This is a genomic window from Sphingobium lactosutens (assembly GCF_013393185.1).
Lineage (GTDB): Bacteria > Pseudomonadota > Alphaproteobacteria > Sphingomonadales > Sphingomonadaceae > Sphingobium > Sphingobium lactosutens_A.
The window spans coordinates 16617-35873 of the sequence record NZ_QJQX01000083.1; the positions used below are offsets into that span (position 1 = coordinate 16617).

At 63.8% G+C, this 19257-nt stretch carries 20 protein-coding genes; 11 read left to right on the forward strand and 9 right to left on the reverse strand.

Going from position 1 to position 19257, the window contains the following annotated elements:
• Positions 1-111 precede the first annotated feature (111 nt).
• The 4 genes from DM806_RS24440 to DM806_RS24455 all read left to right on the forward strand — a co-directional run bounded on the left by DM806_RS24440 (position 112) and on the right by DM806_RS24455 (position 3541).
• On the forward strand, positions 112-1455 hold the full coding sequence (locus DM806_RS24440) for an MFS transporter (RefSeq protein WP_179045754.1): 1344 nt from the start codon (positions 112-114) through the stop codon (positions 1453-1455).
• Positions 1456-1537: 82 nt separating this feature from the next.
• Positions 1538-1939: a nuclear transport factor 2 family protein gene (locus DM806_RS24445; protein ID WP_179045755.1), complete on the forward strand. Its 402-nt coding sequence runs from the start codon at positions 1538-1540 to the stop codon at positions 1937-1939.
• Positions 1936-2289, forward strand: coding sequence for a putative quinol monooxygenase (locus DM806_RS24450; protein WP_179045756.1), 354 nt, complete (start codon positions 1936-1938; stop codon positions 2287-2289). Before DM806_RS24445 ends, DM806_RS24450 begins: the two co-directional genes overlap by 4 nt.
• A gap of 25 nt (positions 2290-2314) precedes the next feature.
• The gene (locus DM806_RS24455) at positions 2315-3541 is read left to right on the forward strand and encodes an aromatic ring-hydroxylating oxygenase subunit alpha (RefSeq protein ID WP_179045757.1); all 1227 of its coding nucleotides are present in this window, start codon (positions 2315-2317) and stop codon (positions 3539-3541) included.
• 39 nt (positions 3542-3580) lie between these two features.
• On the opposite strand, the gene DM806_RS24460 is transcribed toward DM806_RS24455, so the two are convergent.
• The 3 genes from DM806_RS24460 to DM806_RS24470 are packed head-to-tail and all read right to left on the reverse strand — an operon-like array spanning position 3581 to position 6052.
• Positions 3581-4714 (reverse strand): L-lactate dehydrogenase, encoded by a 1134-nt coding sequence (locus tag DM806_RS24460; protein ID WP_179045758.1) that lies wholly within the window; start codon positions 4712-4714, stop codon positions 3581-3583.
• Between the two features lie 43 nt (positions 4715-4757).
• The gene (locus tag DM806_RS24465) at positions 4758-5285 is read right to left on the reverse strand and encodes a VOC family protein (RefSeq protein ID WP_179045759.1); all 528 of its coding nucleotides are present in this window, start codon (positions 5283-5285) and stop codon (positions 4758-4760) included.
• A complete protein-coding gene (locus tag DM806_RS24470) occupies positions 5285-6052 on the reverse strand; it encodes a ThuA domain-containing protein (RefSeq protein ID WP_306294799.1) in 768 nt (255 codons plus the stop codon). Before DM806_RS24470 ends, DM806_RS24465 begins: the two co-directional genes overlap by 1 nt.
• Before the next feature lie 132 nt (positions 6053-6184).
• On the opposite strand from DM806_RS24470, the gene DM806_RS24475 reads away from it, so the two are divergent.
• Genes DM806_RS24475 through DM806_RS24485 form a run of 3 tightly spaced genes read left to right on the forward strand, consistent with a single transcriptional unit; the run spans position 6185 to position 8878 of the window.
• Positions 6185-7387 (forward strand): acyl-CoA dehydrogenase family protein, encoded by a 1203-nt coding sequence (locus tag DM806_RS24475; RefSeq protein ID WP_179045761.1) that lies wholly within the window; start codon positions 6185-6187, stop codon positions 7385-7387.
• 23 nt (positions 7388-7410) lie between these two features.
• Complete coding sequence (locus DM806_RS24480) at positions 7411-8544, forward strand: acyl-CoA dehydrogenase family protein (protein ID WP_179045762.1); 1134 nt, start codon at positions 7411-7413, stop codon at positions 8542-8544.
• 31 nt (positions 8545-8575) lie between these two features.
• Positions 8576-8878 carry an NIPSNAP family protein gene (locus DM806_RS24485; RefSeq protein ID WP_179045763.1) on the forward strand — a complete coding sequence of 101 codons (303 nt, stop codon included), beginning with the start codon at positions 8576-8578 and terminating at the stop codon, positions 8876-8878.
• A gap of 1 nt (position 8879) precedes the next feature.
• On the opposite strand, the gene DM806_RS24490 is transcribed toward DM806_RS24485, so the two are convergent.
• Positions 8880-9833, reverse strand: coding sequence for an NAD(P)-dependent oxidoreductase (locus DM806_RS24490; RefSeq protein WP_179045764.1), 954 nt, complete (start codon positions 9831-9833; stop codon positions 8880-8882).
• An 8-nt stretch (positions 9834-9841) separates the two neighbouring features.
• Positions 9842-10606 (reverse strand): class II aldolase/adducin family protein, encoded by a 765-nt coding sequence (locus DM806_RS24495; protein ID WP_179045765.1) that lies wholly within the window; start codon positions 10604-10606, stop codon positions 9842-9844.
• Positions 10607-10844: 238 nt separating this feature from the next.
• Between DM806_RS24495 and DM806_RS24500 the strand changes: the two genes are divergently transcribed.
• The 4 genes from DM806_RS24500 (at position 10845) to DM806_RS24515 (ending at position 15121) form a co-directional block, all read left to right on the forward strand.
• Positions 10845-11816 carry a thiamine pyrophosphate-dependent dehydrogenase E1 component subunit alpha gene (locus DM806_RS24500; protein ID WP_179045766.1) on the forward strand — a complete coding sequence of 324 codons (972 nt, stop codon included), beginning with the start codon at positions 10845-10847 and terminating at the stop codon, positions 11814-11816.
• A 13-nt stretch (positions 11817-11829) separates the two neighbouring features.
• Positions 11830-12840: an alpha-ketoacid dehydrogenase subunit beta gene (locus DM806_RS24505; RefSeq protein WP_179045767.1), complete on the forward strand. Its 1011-nt coding sequence runs from the start codon at positions 11830-11832 to the stop codon at positions 12838-12840.
• An 11-nt stretch (positions 12841-12851) separates the two neighbouring features.
• A complete protein-coding gene (locus DM806_RS24510) occupies positions 12852-14282 on the forward strand; it encodes a dihydrolipoamide acetyltransferase family protein (RefSeq protein ID WP_179045768.1) in 1431 nt (476 codons plus the stop codon).
• A 131-nt stretch (positions 14283-14413) separates the two neighbouring features.
• Positions 14414-15121, forward strand: a complete 708-nt coding sequence (locus DM806_RS24515) for a TetR/AcrR family transcriptional regulator (RefSeq protein ID WP_179045769.1) — start codon at positions 14414-14416, stop codon at positions 15119-15121.
• A gap of 64 nt (positions 15122-15185) precedes the next feature.
• Here DM806_RS24515 and DM806_RS24520 read toward each other — a convergent pair whose 3' ends face one another.
• Genes DM806_RS24520 through DM806_RS24535 form a run of 4 tightly spaced genes read right to left on the reverse strand, consistent with a single transcriptional unit; the run spans position 15186 to position 19243 of the window.
• Positions 15186-16535 (reverse strand): aromatic ring-hydroxylating oxygenase subunit alpha, encoded by a 1350-nt coding sequence (locus DM806_RS24520; protein ID WP_179045770.1) that lies wholly within the window; start codon positions 16533-16535, stop codon positions 15186-15188.
• A gap of 18 nt (positions 16536-16553) precedes the next feature.
• Positions 16554-17330: an SDR family NAD(P)-dependent oxidoreductase gene (locus DM806_RS24525; RefSeq protein ID WP_179045771.1), complete on the reverse strand. Its 777-nt coding sequence runs from the start codon at positions 17328-17330 to the stop codon at positions 16554-16556.
• 19 nt (positions 17331-17349) lie between these two features.
• A complete protein-coding gene (locus tag DM806_RS24530) occupies positions 17350-17874 on the reverse strand; it encodes a nuclear transport factor 2 family protein (RefSeq protein WP_179045772.1) in 525 nt (174 codons plus the stop codon).
• Entirely contained in the window at positions 17867-19243 is a 1377-nt protein-coding gene (locus DM806_RS24535) for an aromatic ring-hydroxylating oxygenase subunit alpha (protein WP_179045773.1), read from the reverse strand. The genes DM806_RS24530 and DM806_RS24535 overlap by 8 nt, the downstream gene beginning before the upstream one ends.
• Between the last annotated feature and the right edge of the window lie 14 nt (positions 19244-19257).

Consider the following 19257-nt stretch of genomic DNA (forward strand, 5'->3'; position numbering starts at 1 on the left):
TGCAAATTCAAACGATATAACGCGTGCGATAATTTGACTTGGCCAGAGAAGAGCTTATCATGATCCCGTTACAGAATGACCCTCCATGTGCGGGGGACGGGCGAGGTGAGGATGAAAATGAACGCGGGCGGCCAGATTTTTCAGGCGCAGACATATCCTTCACCTCGCACAAGCTGGCGCGCCGTCGCTGTCCTGACCGCACTTTACTGGTTCGGGACATTGGACCGCCAGGTGGCGGCGCTGCTGCTCCCTTTGATCAAGGCCGATCTCCAACTCACCGATTCGCAGGTAAGCCTGATTCCAGGCCTCGCTTTCGGGCTGGCTTTCATGGTGATGAGCCTGCCGATCGGCTGGCTGGTGGATCGGGTCAGCCGCCGCGCCATTCTGTTCGCGGGCGTATTGATGTGGAGCCTGGCGGCGATGGGATCAGGGGTCAGCCGCACTTTCGGCCAGCTGCTAGGGGCGCGCGCAGTGGTCGGCGGCGCGGAAGCGACGATCAACCCGTCCGCCTACAGCCTGATGAGCGACTTCTTCCCCCCCGCCAAGCTCACTCTGCCCATGTCGATCTTCACATTGGGCGGCAATCTGGGCAGCGGAACATCCTTCATGCTGGGCGGCGCGGTGATTGCGCTGGTAAGCAGCGCGGGCGGCGTCACCTTGCCCGTCGTCGGTACGCTGGCAGGCTGGCAGGCCGCCTTCGTCATCACCGGCCTGCCCGGCCTCATCCTCGCCTTCCTCGTCTGGACCTTCCCCGAGGCGCCACGGCAGAAGCCAGCGACGCCTGTCGCGGACAATGCCACCTTCGGGGAATTGGGGCAGCAGTTCCGCCGCCATCCCGGCTTCTACCTGATGCACAATCTGGCCTTTGCAATGATCATGGGTTTCGCGGTCGGCCTGCAAAGCTGGAATTCGGCCTTTTTGACCCGCCACTACGGCATGCCGCTCGCGCAGATCGGCTTCTGGCTGGGGCTGACGCAGGTATTGTCTTCCCTGATGGGCCTGTGGTTCCACGGATGGGCGGTGGACCGCCTGTTCGGCCGGGGTCGCCACGACGCGCACCTCATCTATTTCGGCGCCATGTGCCTGCTTGCCTGCCCCTTCGGCGTGGCCGCCTATCTGGTCGACAATGCCGTCGGCACCATCATCTGCTACAATATCGCTTATTTTCTGGTGATGGCCTTCGCCAGCATCGGTCCTGCCGCGCTCCAGATCGCAACGCCCGGTCGTCTGCGCGGCAAGGCGACGGCGGTCTATATGATCGTCCTCAGTCTGCTCGGCACGATATTGGGTCCGATCGTCATCGCCGCCTTCACCGACGGCCTGTTCCAGGATGAAGCGATGCTGGGCCATTCCATGGCCTTGTTCGCCGGCATCACAACCCTGCTGGGGGCGCTGTTCTGCTGGTTTGGGCGAGGGCCGATGCGCCGTGCCGTCGCGCAGCAGATGGGCGCGTGACGCACGGGACAAAACAATCCATATGGACTTTTTTAGGTCGGCAATCGATACTGCGACGGCCCCCGGAATAAAGGAGAAGAGGATGTTCGCAGGGCCGGAGCAGGACAGGCTGCTCATTCGCGAATTGATCGACAGCTATGGCGACGCCGTGATGATGCGCGATGCCGACGCCTGGGCCGCGACCTGGGCGGAGGACGCGGTCTGGCGCTTCGCCGGCCGGGAACTGCGCGGGCGCGACACCATCGTCGCCGCATGGAGCGGCGCGATGGCGGGCTATGCCACCATCGCCTTCATGGCCTTCCCGGGCGCGATGACGATAGAGGGCGACCGCGCCACGCTGCGCACCCATACGTTCGAACATCTGGTGCCTGTGGACGGCCCCACCCGCGTGCAGGCCGGTATTTACGAGGATGAACTGGTGCGCCGCGACGGCCGCTGGATGTTCGCCTCTCGCAGTTTCAATCCAAGGGAAATCAAGCAATGAGTATGATCCTCATCTGGGCGCAGATGGACCTGCCGCCCGAACATGCCCACGTCATCATCGAAGAAGCCAAGCCGTTGATCGAGGCTGCGCTGGCAGAGCCGGGTTGCGAAATCTACACCTGGTCGCATGATCCCTATGTTCCCGGCCGCGTCAACGTGTTCGAACGCTGGACCAGCGAGGCGGAACTGGCGGCGCATTTCAAGAACCCCGCCTATACCGACATGGGCAAGCAATTGCGGTCACGCGGACCCATCGTGGCGCAGAGCCGCAAATATCGCGTCGACGCCCAAGGGCCGATCTATGACGAAACGCGCACGCCCCGTGCCGATTTCTTCGATCTGGTTTCCTGACGTCAATCTTCAAGGACGAGGCCCCATGGCAGACGATATCGTCACCCTGCCCCCGCTTGGCCGACCGGATGCGGAGGCGACCGCGCGGCGGACCCAATCCCATTACGGTCTGCGCCGCCGGACGCTCGACCGGATGCGCAGCAAATCGACCGACATGGATGCAGCGCCGATGCGGATCGATCCGCGCGTCTATACCGACCCCGTTTATTTCGAGCGGGAACGCAAGACGCTGTTCCGCGAAACGCCCATATTGGCGGGCCTGTCGATGGACATCCCCGAACCGGGGAACATGATGCTGTTCGACGCGCTCGGGCCGTCCATCCTCATCACCCGGGACAAGGAGGGGAAGGTCAACGCCTTCCTCAACATGTGCATGCACCGAGCGGCCAAGCTGGTGACGGACTGTTCCAAACGCACGCGCATGACCTGCCGCTTTCATGCCTGGACCTATGATCTGACCGGCAAGCTGATCGGCCTGCCGGGCAAGGAGGGGTTCGAGGGGATCGAAAAGGCGGATCTGGGCCTGATCCCCATTCCCGTGGCGGAATGGAAGGGCTTGATCTTCGTGCGCGGCACGCCCAACGGCGCGCCGATCGACGTGGCGGATCATCTGGGCGACTTTGGCGACGAACTGGCGGCCCTGGAACTGGACAAGGCGCGGCCGATCGCGTCGAGCCGGCTGGATTGCGCGGCGAACTGGAAATATGCCTATGATACCTACGGCGAAAGCTATCATTTCGCCTCGCTTCATCCGACCACCATCGGCGCGCTCGCGATGAGCAACATCATGGTCTATGACAGGTTCGACAATGGCCATTGCCGCCTGGGCTTCCCGCGCGAAGAGTTCATGGCCTATGCCGATCAAGACGAAACCGACTGGCCGCACACCGATTATGGCGGCCTCTACATGCTGTTCCCCAATGTTTCGATCAATGTGAACAGCATGAAGGACGGCGGGCAGTTTTACGGCATTTCCCGCGTCTTCCCCGGCGAGACGGTGGATCGCAGCTATTCGCTGCACACCACCTATCAGCCGGCCCACACCAGCCGCGCGGACGAGGTGGAACGGTGGAAGGACATGCACGCCTTTATCGATCATGTGATCTCGACCGAGGATTACAGCGTCTCAGCCGACGGTCAGGCGAACCTCAACTGGGCGCCGGAGGGCTTTGCCAGCACTTTCGGCCGCAATGAAATCGCGCTCCAGCATTTTCATCGCCGGTTGGCCAATATCATGGACCATAACTGGTAAGGATATGCTCCCGCGCGCATGATGCGCGCGGGACGCCCATCAGAAACGCAGTATGTCCCGGCTGATATCCTGCACGCTCCTGCAACCGCACAGCGCCATGGCGATACGCAGTTCCTGCTCCAATATGTCGATCAGCCGCTCGACACCGGCCTGCCCGCCCGCCGCCAGCGCATAAACCCAGGGCCGTCCCAGCATCACGCCGGTCGCGCCAACGGCGAGCATGCGAAGCATATCCAGCCCCGTCCGCACGCCGCCATCGACCAGGAGCGGCAATCGCCCCTCCAGATGATCCACGACGCGCCGTAACGCCCGCACAGTCGACGCCGCGCCGTCCAGTTGGCGGCCGCCATGGTTGGATATGATGATGGCGTCAGCGCCGCCACCCAGCGCCAGCCGGGCATCCTCCCCTTCCATGATGCCCTTCACGACCAGCGTGCCGGGCCAGCGATGGCGCACCCAATCGAGCGCGCTCCAGTCGAGGCAGGCTTCCATATTGGCGCTGGTATAGGCCATGCAGTCCGCCAGCGACGCGCGCCGCCTGCCAAGATGATGGGCGATGTTGCCCAGATTATGCGGCCCGCCCGTGACACCGACCTGCGCCGCCCATCGCGGACGTGCCAGCATCTGCCCATAGCGGCGCAAGGCACCCGTCAGCCCAGCCTGATTAAGGCCCGAACGATGATCCCGCCAGCGCGTGCCCAGCACCGGCAGATCGACCGTAAACAGCAATGTCGTGCAGCCCTGCGCCACCGCCCAGTCGAGCATGTCCGCAACAAAGCCACGGTCGCGCACCATGTAAAGCTGGAACCAGGGCGGTTTGACCGCCGCGACTTCATCCAGCGGACAGACGGAGGTGGTGGACAGGGCCATGGGAATGTTGCGGCTGCGGGCCGCCTTTGCCGCCAGCACTTCGCCGCGCCGTGCAGCCATGCCGGCAAGCCCCACAGGGCTGAGCGCCAGCGGCAGCGACACAGCCTCCCCCAACAGGTGCGTGGCCGTGGAAATGCCCGAAACGTCGCACAGCACCCGCTGCCGCAATTCCATCGCGTGCAGGTCATGACGGTTGCGCTCCGCCGTCAACCCGTCAAATGCGGCGCCGTCATAATATTCGAACAGGAAATGCGGCAATTTCCGTCGGGCGCGCGCGCGGAAATCTTCAGCCGATATCATCATATGCCCATTTCCCCCGATGCCGACGAACGCCGTCAGGTGCCGCTCAGTCGAACCGGCGCACCGGATCGCTGCCGTCCCAGCCGATCGAGTCGGCCTTTATCCGGGCAAATCGGCCCAGCATGCCCGGGTTGGGCTGGACGATTTCCGTCATCGTGCCTGGACCGCCGCCGGTGTCGACATAAAGGACGCCCCAGCCTTCCGCGACGATTTCCTGCGCGACGATCATCCCTGCTTCCTCGGCGACGCGGCGCGCCTCCTCTATGTCCTCCACCATGATGCAGATATGATGCACGCCTTTAAGCCCGGCCTCTCGCCAGTCGCGGTAGATGGAGGGCGCTTCATTATGCTGTACGATCAGTTCGATCTGTATGTCGCCCCAATAAGCGATGGCCACGCTGAACACCGCGTCGGTCGGTTCGCCCCGATAGCGGAGCGTTGGAATCGACAGATTGGGCTGAAGATAGAATGGTCCCACCCCCATCGTCTGCGTCCAGAACCGGATCGCCGCGTCGAAATCTTCGGGAACATAAGCGATCTGCATCACCTGCCCCAGTTGCGCAAAACTCTTCATCACGCCTCTCCCTGCTCTGCCGGGCCATGGCTCGCCCAAGCGAGGCCGCGCCGTAGCAGTTCGTAGAATATCGGCTCCTCCCAGGAGCAGCGATCCGTGCTGGGCCAATGATCGAGCAACGGCCGCATATCGTGCGGGCCGCGGCAGTGGCCCAGCGTCAGATACAGCACCGCGCCCTGCCCCAGATGGCGCAGGTAGAAAACAGGGTGGCGCCCCGGCTCCGTCGGCGTCTGGCGGAAGCTGCCCAGCGGCCCGCCGTCATACTGGCAATCGAGCAGCGTTTCGACCGGCGCGCAGGGACGGCTGAGATAGAGTTCGTCCACCGTCTCGAACGGTTCGATGCCCTTCACCAGCGGATGGGCCGGGTCCACGACATCGACCCGGTATCGATCGATCGGCGGATGGCCGACGAACTGCGTCCCCATCAGCGCCATGAAGTCGGGCGTCTCATCGGGCGTCGTCACCGTTCCCCCCTCGATGAAGCGGAGGATGGAATTGGTCCCGTGCAGCGCGAACCAGCGGCCGCCGCGCTCGACGAAATCGATCAGCGCCTGCCGCTGATCCTGCCGCTGCGGCACACGGTCGCAGGTGTAGCTGAGCAGAAAATCCGCACCCGCGATGATATCGGGATCGGGATAATCCTCGAACACCCGCGTGCGGACATGCGGATTTTCGGCGAGCAGCTTGAGTAGTTCCAGCCGGGCGAAGTCCATGTCGTGATAGGCGCCGCCGACCACAAACAGGCAATCAATGGCCGGACGCGTCATCGCCATGCTCGTGAGCACGTGTTGCAAATTTCCATACCAGCCTCCATTCCTCTCTTCGCATCCATTGTTATTACGCGTTGCGTTTTTTGAAAAGCCTGTTTAGCATGAAGCCATGATAAGAGGAAAATGGCGATGACCGATCCTGTCGCCCAGGAGAATCTTGAATCGTTCCGGAATGAAGTCCGCGCCTTTCTGACGTCGGCGCTCACACCGGAACTGCGCGCAGCCGCAGCTGGACAGGCCGGCGTCTTTTCCGAAGGCGAGGTAGCCCGGCAATGGCACCGCATTCTCTATGAACGCGGCTGGATCGCCCCGGCCTGGCCCAGGGAATATGGCGGCCCCGGATGGTCGCCGGTCCAGCGCATGACCTTCGAACATGAATGCGCCAATGCCGGTGCGCCTACGCTGCCGGCCATGGGCCTGCAAATGTGCGGCCCCGTGCTGATCGGCCATGGCACGCAGGAACAGCGGGACTATTTCCTGCCGCGCATCCTGTCGGGCGAACATTTCTGGTGCCAGGGCTATTCGGAACCACAGGCCGGGTCGGATCTGAGCGCGCTGCGCTGCGCCGCCGTGCGCGACGGCGACGATTATGTCGTCAACGGCACCAAAATCTGGACCACCCATGCCCAATATGCCAACTGGATCTTCCTGCTCGTCCGCACCGATCCGACGTCGCAGCGTGGCGCTGGCATCAGCTTCCTGCTGGCCCCGATGGACAGTCCCGGCATCACCGTTCGGCCGATCCTCAGCATGTCGGGGGAGCATGAGGTCAATCAGCTGTTCTTCGACGATGTGCGCATTCCCGTCGCCAATCGGGTCGGCGCGGAAAATGACGGCTGGCGGATCGCCAAATATCTGCTGGAATTCGAACGCGGCGGCGGCGCTGCCGGTGGACGCGTCGCCCGCGTGGTGCGCCGCCTTTACGAAGCGGAGGCCAGCGCCCAGGGCGTGGACGCCGCCCGCTTCCACGATCCGGACTTCATCAAACGCCGCGCGGAAATCGAAATCGAACTGATGGCGCTGGAAATGACGCAATATCGCAGCATCGCCGCCAGCGAAACCGGGCGCGCCGTGGGCGACGCAGCGGCGTCCACGTTCAAGCTGGTGGCGGCCACCCTGTTCCAGAAGGCGACCGAACTCGCCATGGACGTCCTCGGCCCCGCCGCCGCCATCGACCAGCGCGCCGCACTGGAAGGACGCGGGCCGGTGATCGGCCCGGACTATGCCGCCGCGCCGACCGCCCGCTATCTCAACGCGCGCGCCATGACGGTATTCGGCGGAACCAGCGAGATTCAGCGGGGCATCCTCGCCAAGGCCGCACTCGGCATCTGAGCCTCCAAGGGGGAAGAGGGACAATGGCCATATTGGGCGAATCGCAGGAGATGCTGGCCGATCTGGTCGGTCGCTACCTGTCCGACAATTTCGATTTTGAAACACGGCGCGCCGCCTTGTCCGGCACCGGTTGGCCCGACCGGCTCTGGCAGGCCTTCGCGCAGGAACTGGGCATATTGGCCCTGCCCTTTGCCGAAGAGCAGGGCGGGCTGGGACTAGGCGCGCTGGACGCCATGGTGGTGATGGAAGCGCTGGGTCGCGGTCTTGCCGCAGAGCCGTTCCTGTCCTCCATCATCGGTTTCGGGGCGCTCGCGAACCGGGTCGACCCCGTTGCGCGTGAGGGGCTGGCGCCTTTGGTCGCGCAGGTGATTGCCGGCGACGCACGGGTCGCCCTGTGTCTGGTCGACGCCGACGGTGCGCCGGGATGCGGCAACCGTCGATTGACGGCGGAGGGTGATGGATGGCGCCTGACGGGCGACGCGTCCATCGTCCTCGCCGCGGCAGCCGCCACGCAGATCGTGCTGAGCGCGGCCATGCCCGATGGAGCGATCGGCCTGGCCCTGCTCGCGAAGGACGCACCGGGACTGGATTGGGCCGACCGGCCGCTGATCGACGGCAGCATGGCCGGGGCGCTGGCGGCTGACGTGTCCCTGTCCGGCACTGGCCTGCTCACGCGCGACGCGGGTGAACTGGTGCATGCGGTTCACGATGCCATGCTGGCGGCGCTGGGCGCGGAGATCACCGGCATCATCGCGGCGCTGATCGACATCACCGTCGATTTCGCCAGCCAGCGAACGCAGTTCGGCAAACCCATCACGAAGTTCCAGGTCATCCAGCATCGGCTGGCCGACATGTATGTGGAGGGCGAACTGGCCCGATCCATGACGCTGTTGGCGGCGCTGAAGCAGGATGGCGACCCTATCGAACGAGCGGCGGCGGCTGCCGCCTGCAAGGCGCGAACCGCAACCGCAGGGCGCATGGTGGCGCAGAATGCCGTGCAGATCCATGGGGGCATCGGCACCACGGACGAACTGATCGTCGGCCATTATTTCAAGCGGCTGCTGGCGATCGAGGCGCTGTACGGCAGCGCGGCAAGCCATGTGAAACGCTATGCCCGCCATCGTACCGATCTGGGCATGCCGGTGGCGGTGGTGTGACCGCACAGGTCGCCAAGGGCAAGATGAGCCGATGATCCTTTTACAATCCACCATTTTTGTGCGCCCCGGCAAGATGGCGATCATGCTGGATATCATCCGCAACCGCCTTGTTCCCATTCTTCAGGATGGCGCCGGATGGAAGCTGCTGGGCTGTTACGAACAGCGGGTCGGACGGCTGAACACGATCGTCGACCTTTGGGAGCTGACCGATTATAACCATTTCACGCAGGCTTTCGCAGCCTATCGCAGCGACCCCGACTATCCCGCCATCCGCATCCTGATCGACGAATGCGTCGAGCAGGAAACGCTGGTCTTTCTGGAAAAGCGCTTTTAGGTCACACTATCGCGCTGGGCAGTGGATCGCCGCGCAGGAAGGCGGACACATTGCTCGCGCACATTGCCTTGGCTTGCGCCATGCCCCGTTCGGCCCAGGCGCCGACATGAGGCGTCATGACCAGCGTGTCGAGGTCGCGCCAGAACGAACCGTCATGCGGTTCGGTGGCGAACACGTCCAGCCCCGCCCCCGTAATCCCGCCAGTTTCGAGCGCCCTGCGCAACGCAAGCTCATCCACCAGCGACCCGCGCGATATGTTGACGAGATAGCCGCGCGGTCCCAAAGCCTTCAATATCCGCGCATCGATCATCCCCTCCGTCTCAGCGGTCGCGGGAGCCGCCACGATCAGCACGTCGCTGTCCGCCGCTAGATCGGCCAATGTGGCTGCGCGAGGCCAGGGCGCATCGCCCTTCTCACGCGGCCCCCACCAGGCGATGGACGATCCAAAGCCGGTCAGCCGTCGGCCGATGGCGCTGCCGATCGCGCCCAGCCCCACGATCCCGCACCGCATGCGCGATAGCGACGGCACCATGGGGAGCAGCAATTCCCCCTTCCACGCGCCCGCACGGACCATCCGGTCGGCCTGCGGGATTTGCCGGACGGCGGCGAGCAGCAGGCCCAGCGCCATGTCCGCCACATCTTCATCATTCACCCCGCGACCGACCGTTACCCGCACTCCCCGCGCCCGCGCACGGTCGATGTCGATGCCATCATAGCCTACGCCCAGACAGGCGATCAGGCCCAGATTCTGCAAATCCCAGATCGCCTCCTCCATCGGCGTACCGCCCGCCGTGATGACGGCGCGCACGTCCCGCCCGCTTCCGCGTGCATAGGCTGACAGATCGGCAATGCTGCTACGCGGTACGAGCGTGCAGCACTGCTCAAACGCGTCAATCACCCCCAAATGCTCCAGATAGAGCAGCACCGGTTCCCTGACTTCCGTCATGACGTCCATGGGCCGCGTCAATCGCGATAATCGGGGCTGCTGCGATCCAGTTCGCGCCGCAGCGCGACCCAGTCCATCGCGCCATTGGGTTGGCCGCCATAATTATAGACCTGGCTGTGCACCAAATCCTGAAGCCGGTCGTCCAGCAGACGCACCGGCGCGCCGCCGCTCAACGCCGCGATCTGGATTTCGCAGGCTCGCTGGGTCTGCATCATCAACCAGAAGGCCTCACCCACCGTCCGGCCGACCGTCAGCAGGCCATGATTGCGCAGGATCAGCACATCCTTGTCGGCCAGGTCGCGCCGCAATGTCTCGCGTTCGGCCTCGATCAGGGCGACGCCCTCATAATCATGATAGGCAAGGCGACGGCCCACCAGCAGCGCCTGCTGGCTGATCGGCAGCAGGCCATGTTCCTGCGCCGCGACCGCGACGCCCGCAGCGGTATGGGTGTGCATGACGCAGGTGACGTCCGGCCGCGCCGCATGGATCGCGCTGTGGATCAGATAACCGGCCGGGTTGATGACCCCGCCTTCGGTGCGCACCTCGCCCTCCAGCGTGACTTCCACCAGATTGCTGGCGGTCACTTCATGAAACAAGCTGCCGAAGGGATTGATGAGGATGCGCTCCTCCTCCCCCGGCAGGCGGGCGGAGATATGAGTCGCGATGAGGTCGGTCATCTTGTGCAAATGGGCCAGCCGGTAGCAGGCCGCCAGATCCTCGCGAACGGCCCGCTCTTCCTGCGCCGTCACGCTGCCGTCATGCACATCGAATGCCGTCGCCATATCCGCTTCTCCACTCTCCGCAGGGCCGCTTTGCCGCGGCCTTAAAACAATCCATATGGCCTGTTATTATCGGATTTGCGCTGACGCGTCCATTCCCGTCCTGCAATTTTCGCCTTATTGAAGAAAAAAAGTAGCACATGTGTTTTTTTGCTTGCCGTGCGCGGCGCGTCTTGCGATTTAACCTGTATCGACGACACAGTCAGGCGCGCAGCCCCATTGCGCGAACAGGAGAGTGAAGATGCAGCTCAGCCGTGAGCGGATGTTGCAGGCCTACAGGCAGATGAAGGTGATCCGCGAGTTCGAGGAGCGCCTGCATGCAGAAATCCAGACCGGCGAAATTGCCGGCTTCACCCATCTTTACAGCGGGCAGGAAGCCGTCGCCGTGGGCGTGTGCGAGCATCTGACCGATGACGATTATATCATTTCCACCCATCGCGGCCATGGCCACTGCATCGCCAAGGGTTGCGACGTGAAGGGGATGATGCAGGAAATCTACGGTCGCGCGGGCGGGCTTTGCAAGGGCAAGGGCGGCTCCATGCACATCGCCGACGTGGAAAAGGGCATGCTGGGCGCCAACGGCATCGTCGGCGCCGGCGCGCCCATCGCCGTGGGGGCGGGCATTTCCGCCAAGCTGGACGGCAAGGGCGGCGTATCGATCGCCTTCTCCGGCGACGGCGCGTGCAATCAGGGCACGACGTTCGAGGCGATGAACATGGCGGTCGTGCTGAAACTGCCGGTCATATTCCTGTTCGAGAACAACCATTATTCGGAACATACCGGTGTCGATTATGCGGTCGGCACGGCGGGCGACATCGCCAGCCGCGCCGAAGCCTTCGGCATGAAGGCATGGCGCGGCAATGGCTGCGACTTTTTCGATACGTTCGACGTGATGCGCGACGTGATCGACCATTGCCGCGCGGGCAACGGCCCCGCCGCCGTGGAGCTGGATACCGAACGCTTCTTCGGTCATTTCGAGGGCGACCCGCAGCGCTATCGCGGGCCGGGCGAACTGGACCGGCTGCGTGCCGAGCGCGATTGCCTGACCAGCTTCCGCACCAAAGTGACAGAGGCGAAGCTGCTCGATCCGGCCGATCTGGACGCGCTGGACAGCGACGTGCTGGCCCTGATCGACGCTGCGGTGGCGGAAGCGCGCGCGGCGCCCCGGCCCGCGCCCGAAGACGTCCTGACCGACGTCTATGTGAATTATTGAGGGGGGACGGCAAATGGCGATGATGCAGTTGCGTGAGGCGATCAACCTCACCCTCCATCAAGAGATGGAACGCGACCCCAATGTGATCTGCCTTGGCGAGGATCTTGTCGGGGGCATGGGCACCGCCGGTGGCCCGGAGGCCATTGGCGGCATCTGGAAGACGACCGCGGGCCTTTACGCCAAATTCGGCGCGGACCGCGTGATCGATACGCCCATTTCCGAATCCGCGATCATCGGCGCGGCGGCGGGCGCGGCGCTGGCGGGCAAGCGGCCCGTGGCCGAACTGATGTTCGCCGACTTCATCGGCGTATGTCTGGACCAGATATGGAACCAGATGGCGAAGTTCCGTTATATGTTCGGCGGCAAGACCACCTGCCCCGCCGTGATCCGCGTCGCCTATGGCGCGGGCCGCAATGCGGGGCCGCAGCACAGTCAGGCTGCCTATGCGATGATGACCGCCATTCCAGGGCTGAAGGTCGTGATCCCCTCCACCCCCGCCGAAGCCAAGGGTCTGTTGGCCAGCGCCATCCGCGACGACGATCCGGTGCTTTTCTTCGAACCTAAGGCGCTTTACGCGACCAAGGGCGAAGTGCCGGAAGAGGAGTATCTGATCCCCTTCGGCCATGCCCGATCCGTGCGGGAAGGCGAGCACGCGACGATCGTGACCTGCGGCCAGTTGGTCGGCACGGCGGAAAAAGCGGCCGACGCGCTGGCTAAGGAAGGCATCGGCTGCGATGTGCTGGATTTGCGCACGACCAGCCCGCTGGATGAGGAAGCGATATTGGATTCGGTCGAACTGACCGGCCGTCTGATCGTCGTGGACGAAAATCCGCCGCGCTGCGGGCTTGCAGCGGACATCGCCGGGCTGGTGTCGAGCAAGGCCTTCGCCGCCCTGCGCGCGCCGATCCAGATGGTGACGCCGCCCCATACCCCGGTGCCTTTCGCGCCGGAGCTGGAGCAGGCCTATCTGCCGTCGGTCGCCCGTATCGACGCGGCTGTCCGCGCCGCACTCTCGTACCGCTGAAAGGACGCGCCATGAGCAAGCTGCGCGCATTCACCATGCCCAAATGGGGCATAGAGATGACCGAGGGGGTCGTCGCCAACTGGGAAGTCGCCGAAGGCGCATCCTTCGCCAAAGGCGCCCTGCTGACCCTGATCGAGACGGACAAGATCACCAATGAGGTCGAAGCGGAATATGATGCCGTCGTCTGCCGCCTGATCGCGCAGCCGGGGGAAAGCTATCCGGTCGGCGCGCTGCTGGCGGTGTTCGGCGACAGCGCCGCCGACGCTGCCGCAGTCGACCAGTTCGTCGCGACATTCGGCGGTTCGGGCGGTCCGTCCGCCGCACCTGCCGCGACCGAAACGCCTGCTGCGCCTGCCCCCGCATCCGCGATCGTTGTGCCGAGCGACAACAACGTCATCAGCCCCGCCGCCGCCGATCGGGCGCGGCGGGACGGCATTGACGTGTCGGTGGTCGCGGGTTCGGGCCGCAATGGCCGGATCACGCTTCAGGATGTCGATCAGGCGGGCAGAGCGCCATCCGCCTTGCCGTCCGGCGGCCCGGTGTCGATCGGCCCAATAACGGGACTCGACCAGCATTTCGCCTCTCCTCTCGCCAAGCGCGTCGCATCCCGTCATGGGGTCGATCTGGGCAAGGTCACAGGCAGCGGTCCTCGCGGACGGATCAGCAAGGACGACGTGCTACAGCATGTCGCGCCGACAGCTGCCGAGACTACTGCACCGCCCCCCTCCCCGCCCGCCCCAGCCCCAGCCCCAGCCCCAGCCGAAGGCGTGCGCGTCGTGAAAATGTCGCCCATGCGCAAGGCGATCGCCCGGCAACTGACGCTGTCCAAATCGACCATTCCGCATTTCTACCTGCGCAACAGCGCGGCGATCGATGCGCTGATGGCGATGCGCGAGCAGGCCAAGCGCGCGACCGGCGCCGCCCCTTCGATCAACGATTATCTGGTGCGGGCCTGCGCGCTGGCGCTGGTCCGCCATCCCGACATCAACGTGCAGGTGCATGGCGATGAGATTCACCAGTTCGGCCATGCCGACGTGGCCGTGGCGGTGGCGACCGACAAGGGGCTGTTGACCCCGATCGTGCGCGCAGCCGACACCAAGAGCGTCGCGGCCATCTCCGCCGAGGTGAAGGCGCTGGCCGAGCGCACCCGCGCGGGCAAGCTCGCCCCGGAGGAGTTTCAGGGCGGCAGCTTCTCCATCTCGAACCTCGGCATGTTCGGTATCGACACGTTCGACGCCATCATCAATCCGCCGCAGGGCGCGATTCTGGCGGTCGGCGCAGGTCGGCAGTCGGCGGGCGCGGCGAACCACGCGCTTCAGTTCAGCACGCGGATCCAGTTGTCGCTGTCCTGCGACCATCGCGCCATCGACGGGGCGGTGGGGGCGAAATTCCTCGCCGAACTGACCGCGCTGATCGAAACGCCAGAGGAGTTGACCCGCTGAAAATACGGGCGGGTCGCAAGAATCGCCGGAATAAAAGCTTGTCGATCATGGTGGAGCTTGTGGAATCCGCGGCGGCGTTGGATATTGCCGACGATGCATCGGCCCGAACGGGCCTGGGGAGGCGATGTCGAATGCCCGAAGTGAAGCTGGTGGACCTGTCGGAACTGGAGCCGGCCGGCATGGCGCGGCCGGACGCAGGCCTTCAACAGCGCAAGAGTTCGGACACCCGCATCGCCATACTGGACGCCGCGATCGATTGTCTGGCGGAACTGGGCTATTCGCGCACCACCAACCGCCTGATCGCCAAACAGGCCAAAGTGTCGCGCGGCGCCATGCTGCACCATTATGCGACGCGGCAGGACCTGATCGAATCCGTGATCGACTATGCCTTCTACTGTCATATGGAGGAATTCGGCCGCGCCATCCGCAGCCTGTCCGAGCATGAGCGCAAGAGCGACAACAGCGGCATCGCGCTGGATTGGGATCTGTTCCTCTCCCGCCCGCACAAGGCCTATCTGGAACTGACGATGGCGGCGCGCACGGACGGGGAACTGCGCGCCATCTTCGTGCCCAAGGCGCAGCGCCACGACCGCATCTGGTGCGACCAGCTGCTGGCGGTGTTCCCTGAATGGAGCAACGACCTTGAATTGCTCAACCGCTCGCGCCGCGTGGTGACGGCGATGATGAGCGGGATGATCCTCAACCGCGACATCTGGAACGATAGCGCGATGGAACAGACGTTGCTCCAGTTCCTGGCGGACATATTGATCAAGCTGCGCGAGGGCGACCTGGCCTTCGCGCCGCCGCCCTCGCCAAAAAGGCGCGCAAAACTGGGCTGACGACAGCGACGAAAAGGGCGGCGTTTCCGTTCGGAAGAACCGCCCTTTCCCCATCCGCCCGCCGTTATTCTACCGGTGCGTGCCGATCCAGCCAGCAGTCCAGATTCTCGTGGAAGAAGCGCACCCGCCGCTCCTGCCCCGCCAGACATTCACGCTGGAAGCCGCGCGAATGCAGCGCCTTCTGCTGCTTGCTCCAGATCGCCACATCCTGATCGATGGTCGGCCCCATCGTATAGTCGCCCGCCTTGCCCGTCTGGTGCGGCGCGGGAACGTCCAGACTGACCGTGTCGCGCAGGGTGGGCGAGTAATAGCTGGTCTGACCTTCAGGGAAGAGGTTCAGGAACCACATGTCGAAATAGCATTTTTCCGGGTCGGTCGGGTGTGGGCGCGCCCGCAGCCAGATATTGCCGTCCGGCTTCAGGCTGAGCGACAGGTTCGGAAACAGCGTATAGTGCCAGTTGTCGGTCAGCATATTGTCGTCATAGCGGGAGAAGTCATAGCCCTTCTCCTTGCCCAGCAGACGCTTCTGCTTCTGCAATGCCGCCCGCAGGTCGTGCATCCGTCCCCGGAAATCCTCCGGGTCCAGACCCCAGAATTTGAGATGCTCGCCCAGTTGACGGATCACTTCCGGCTCGCTGCCGCGCACGGTCTGGCTCGGCTGGCCGCCGGGCATCAGCATTCGGCTGTGCCCGCTCTCATACAGGTCGAACTGCGAATAGAGATAGGAAAATTCCGCGACGAACTTCAGTTGCGGATGGGCATGGAACACATGATAGGACTCGTTGAAATTGTCCTGCACCAGCTTCCAGTTGAAATCGCCCTCCACCGTGACCCACAGGGTGCGGACCATCTGGTTCATCGGATAGGCTTCCATCTGCTCGGCCACGGGCGCCAGGAAATCGCGCAACGGTCCGCAGTCGTCGTCCATGTTGAACCAGACCATGCCGCCCCATATGTCGGACCTGATCTCAACCAGCTTCTTTTCCATGCATTTGGCTTCGGCCGGGAAGTCCGGCAGGTCCGGCACCGTCTTGATCTGCCCTTCCAGGCTGAACGACCAGGCATGATAGGGGCAGGTCAGCCGCCGGGCATTGCCCGTCTCTTCGGGCACCAGCATCATGCCGCGATGCGGGCAGACATTGTAGAAGCAGCGGATTTTCTCATCCTTGCCGCGCACGGCCAGTATGACCTCCGGGCCGAACTCCATGGTCACATAATCGCCGACTTTGCGAAGCTGCTCCTCCAGCGCGACGACCTGCCACGTCTTCGTCCACATGCCTTCCCATTCGCGCTTCCAGAAGTCGCGGTCGAAATAGCGCGATGGGCTGATCGGCGCGTCGCCCAACGCGGGCTCCGGCGCCTTGCTAGCGTCTATGCCGATCCGATGGAGCGGCGCGTGCTGAATGTCGCTCATGACTACCCTGCTTCTGGTTCAGACAAAATCGCGGGCGACAGGTAGGCGGCGCAAATGCGCGCCGCCGCTGACGCGGATGGTGTCGCCGGTGGCAATGCAATCGTCGCTGGCGAGCCACAGGGCCGCCGCCGCGATGTCATCCACGGTCGAAAGGCGGCCTATGGGGATTTCCCGCTGAAAGGCGCCCACCACCTTTTCATCGGCGAAATAAGCGGCCGTCATCGGCGTGCTGGTCAGGCCGGGCGCCAGCGAGTTCACGCGAATGCCGCGATCGCCATATTCCACCGCCGCCACCTTCACGACCTTGTCCGCCGCCGCCTTGCTGCCGGCATAGGCGGCCAGACGCGGCGTCGTCAGTTCCGCCGTGACGCTGGACATGGTCATGATCGATCCGCCATTGGGCATGGATTCGGCGACCTCCTTGATGAACAGCGCCGTTCCGATGAAATGGATGCGTGCCTGGAACAGTAGCGCGTCGGCCGTTTCCTCGGCCAGCGGCGCATTGCGGTTGACGCCCGCCGCGTTGATCGCGACGTCGATTCCGCCGCCCAGCAGTTCGGCCGCCTGCCGCACGCCGTCGTGGATCGACCGTTCGTCGAGGATGTCGATCTTCACGACGCCGACCGCCTGACAGTCGTCGGCCACCGCCGCAGCCTGCTCGACATCCGGCGAAGCCAGCGCAATGATCGCGCCCTCAGCCCGGAACAGCCCGGCGATCGCCGCCGCGATGCCGCCCGGCGCCCCTGCCCCCAGAATGAAAACCCGCTTGCCTTCCAGTCGCTTGCCTGCGCTCATCGTGATCCTGTCCTTCTGCTTATGTCAATGATGCCCGGTGGGCGTAGAGGGGGTCGCCTGTCCCCCGCTCGCCGAAGACGCGCGGGCTGCCGGGCGATCGGTCCCATGTGTCGGTCCGGTCGAGATTGGCGTTCCAATCGTAGACCGCATGGCGATGGGCGATCTTCCACAAGCCCTCGCGCCGCTCGAACCGGTCGAGATAGCGGCCAGCCGCTATCATGCGGATGGGTTGGCCCTGCGCATTCTTCATGTCGTGATTGGCCATGAAACAGGCCTCTCCCACGGCATGGTCGCCTGCCACATCGATCAGCACATTGCCGATCAGATGCTGCGTGCGTTCCATAGTCGGCAGCAGCTCGACGACCCAATCGACAAACTCCGCCGCGCTCCCCTTGAACCCACCATGATCGTCGGTCGCGTCGGGATGAAAGACCGACAGCAGCATCCCCCTGTCGCACCGGTCAAGACCACGGGCTAGCGTGTAGACCAGTTCGGTACAGGCCTGCTTCGCCAGCAATATATCGAGAGCGTCCCTGTCAGGCATCGTCATCCTCGCGCGCCAGATATTTGTCGAGCGTATGCTGGAAATGACGGACCCGGCTTTCCTGATAGCGCGCCAGCCGCAGTAGACCCGTCTTCGATGCCTTCATGCCCGCCTGCACTTCCGGCAGGTTGTTCATGTCCTGCTCCAGCACATTGCCCAGCTGCCCCAGATGGTCGGCATAGCTGCCGCCTTCCGGCACCAGGATCATTTCGGGCTGCGGCGCTGCCTCGCCCGGCTGCAAACGGCCCAGCAGACGCACTTCCATCAGCGTATGATCCTGGTCCGGCCATGGCCGCCAGCGATAGACTACCGTCGGCTGGAAACCGCCCCAGGGGGAGAAATTGGGGAAGACATTGTAGGTCAGAGCATCCTGCACTTCGGAATCGCTCGCCTCGTCCAGATCGCGGCCAAATATCTTGCCGAACCGCTTGCGGTTATGGTCGCCCATGGAGGCGCGGGCAGTCATCCCCTCCTCCACCGTCAGCGTCATGCCCGGCTCCACCACGCGGCCGTTATATTTCAGGAAGTTGTCGATGATGTCCTGCTCGGTCGCCTCGCCCTCGATCTGTGGCGACAACACGCCGAACGGGGTGATGGCCAGGTTCACATGATCCCCCCACATCATATATTTGCTGTTAGCGTCGCCGGTGAAGGGCATGATCTGCGGATGAGTGGCGGATACATGATAGGCCTCCATGAAGGCTTCCGCACAAGCCTTCCAGTTCGCCTTGATGACCTTACCCACCCAGGCGGTCGTATAGGCGTCCTCATGCCGCCAGCGCGCGAAATGATCCGGCAGCGGCGCCAGATACTCCTCCAGCGTCGGCCCGCCCTCATTCTCCTTGATGAAGATATAGCCGCCCCAGACGCCCACCTGCGCCTGCGGCAGCGTCATCTCCGCATCCTGCATGTCGGGGAAGTCCCAACGGCATGGCACCTTCTTCAGCCCGCCATCCTTATTCCAGCTGAAGCCATGATAGGGACAGGTGAAATCCGTGGCCCAGCCGCTTTCGGTGCGCAGCTTGCGCCCACGGTGCAGGCATACGTTATGAAAGGCGCGAAGCGACCCGTCATCCTGCCGCACGACCAGATAGGAACGGCCCGCATTCTCATACAGGACATAGTCGCCCGGCTGGGGCATTTCCTCGACCCGCGCGGCGAACTGCCATATATTGGGCCACATTTTAGCGCATTCGCGAGCGAAGAATTCCGGCGAGATATAACGGTCCACGGACAGTTTCTCGTCGCCCAGATCCTGCCACGACTCGCCCCTCAGAAATTCGGGGACGCTGCGGCTGTCGCCTTCGGCCAGCTCATCCCATGAAGGCCCCGGCGGATCAGACCTCAGCGGTCCGTCAAAGTCGGCCACGATCGCTCTCCTGT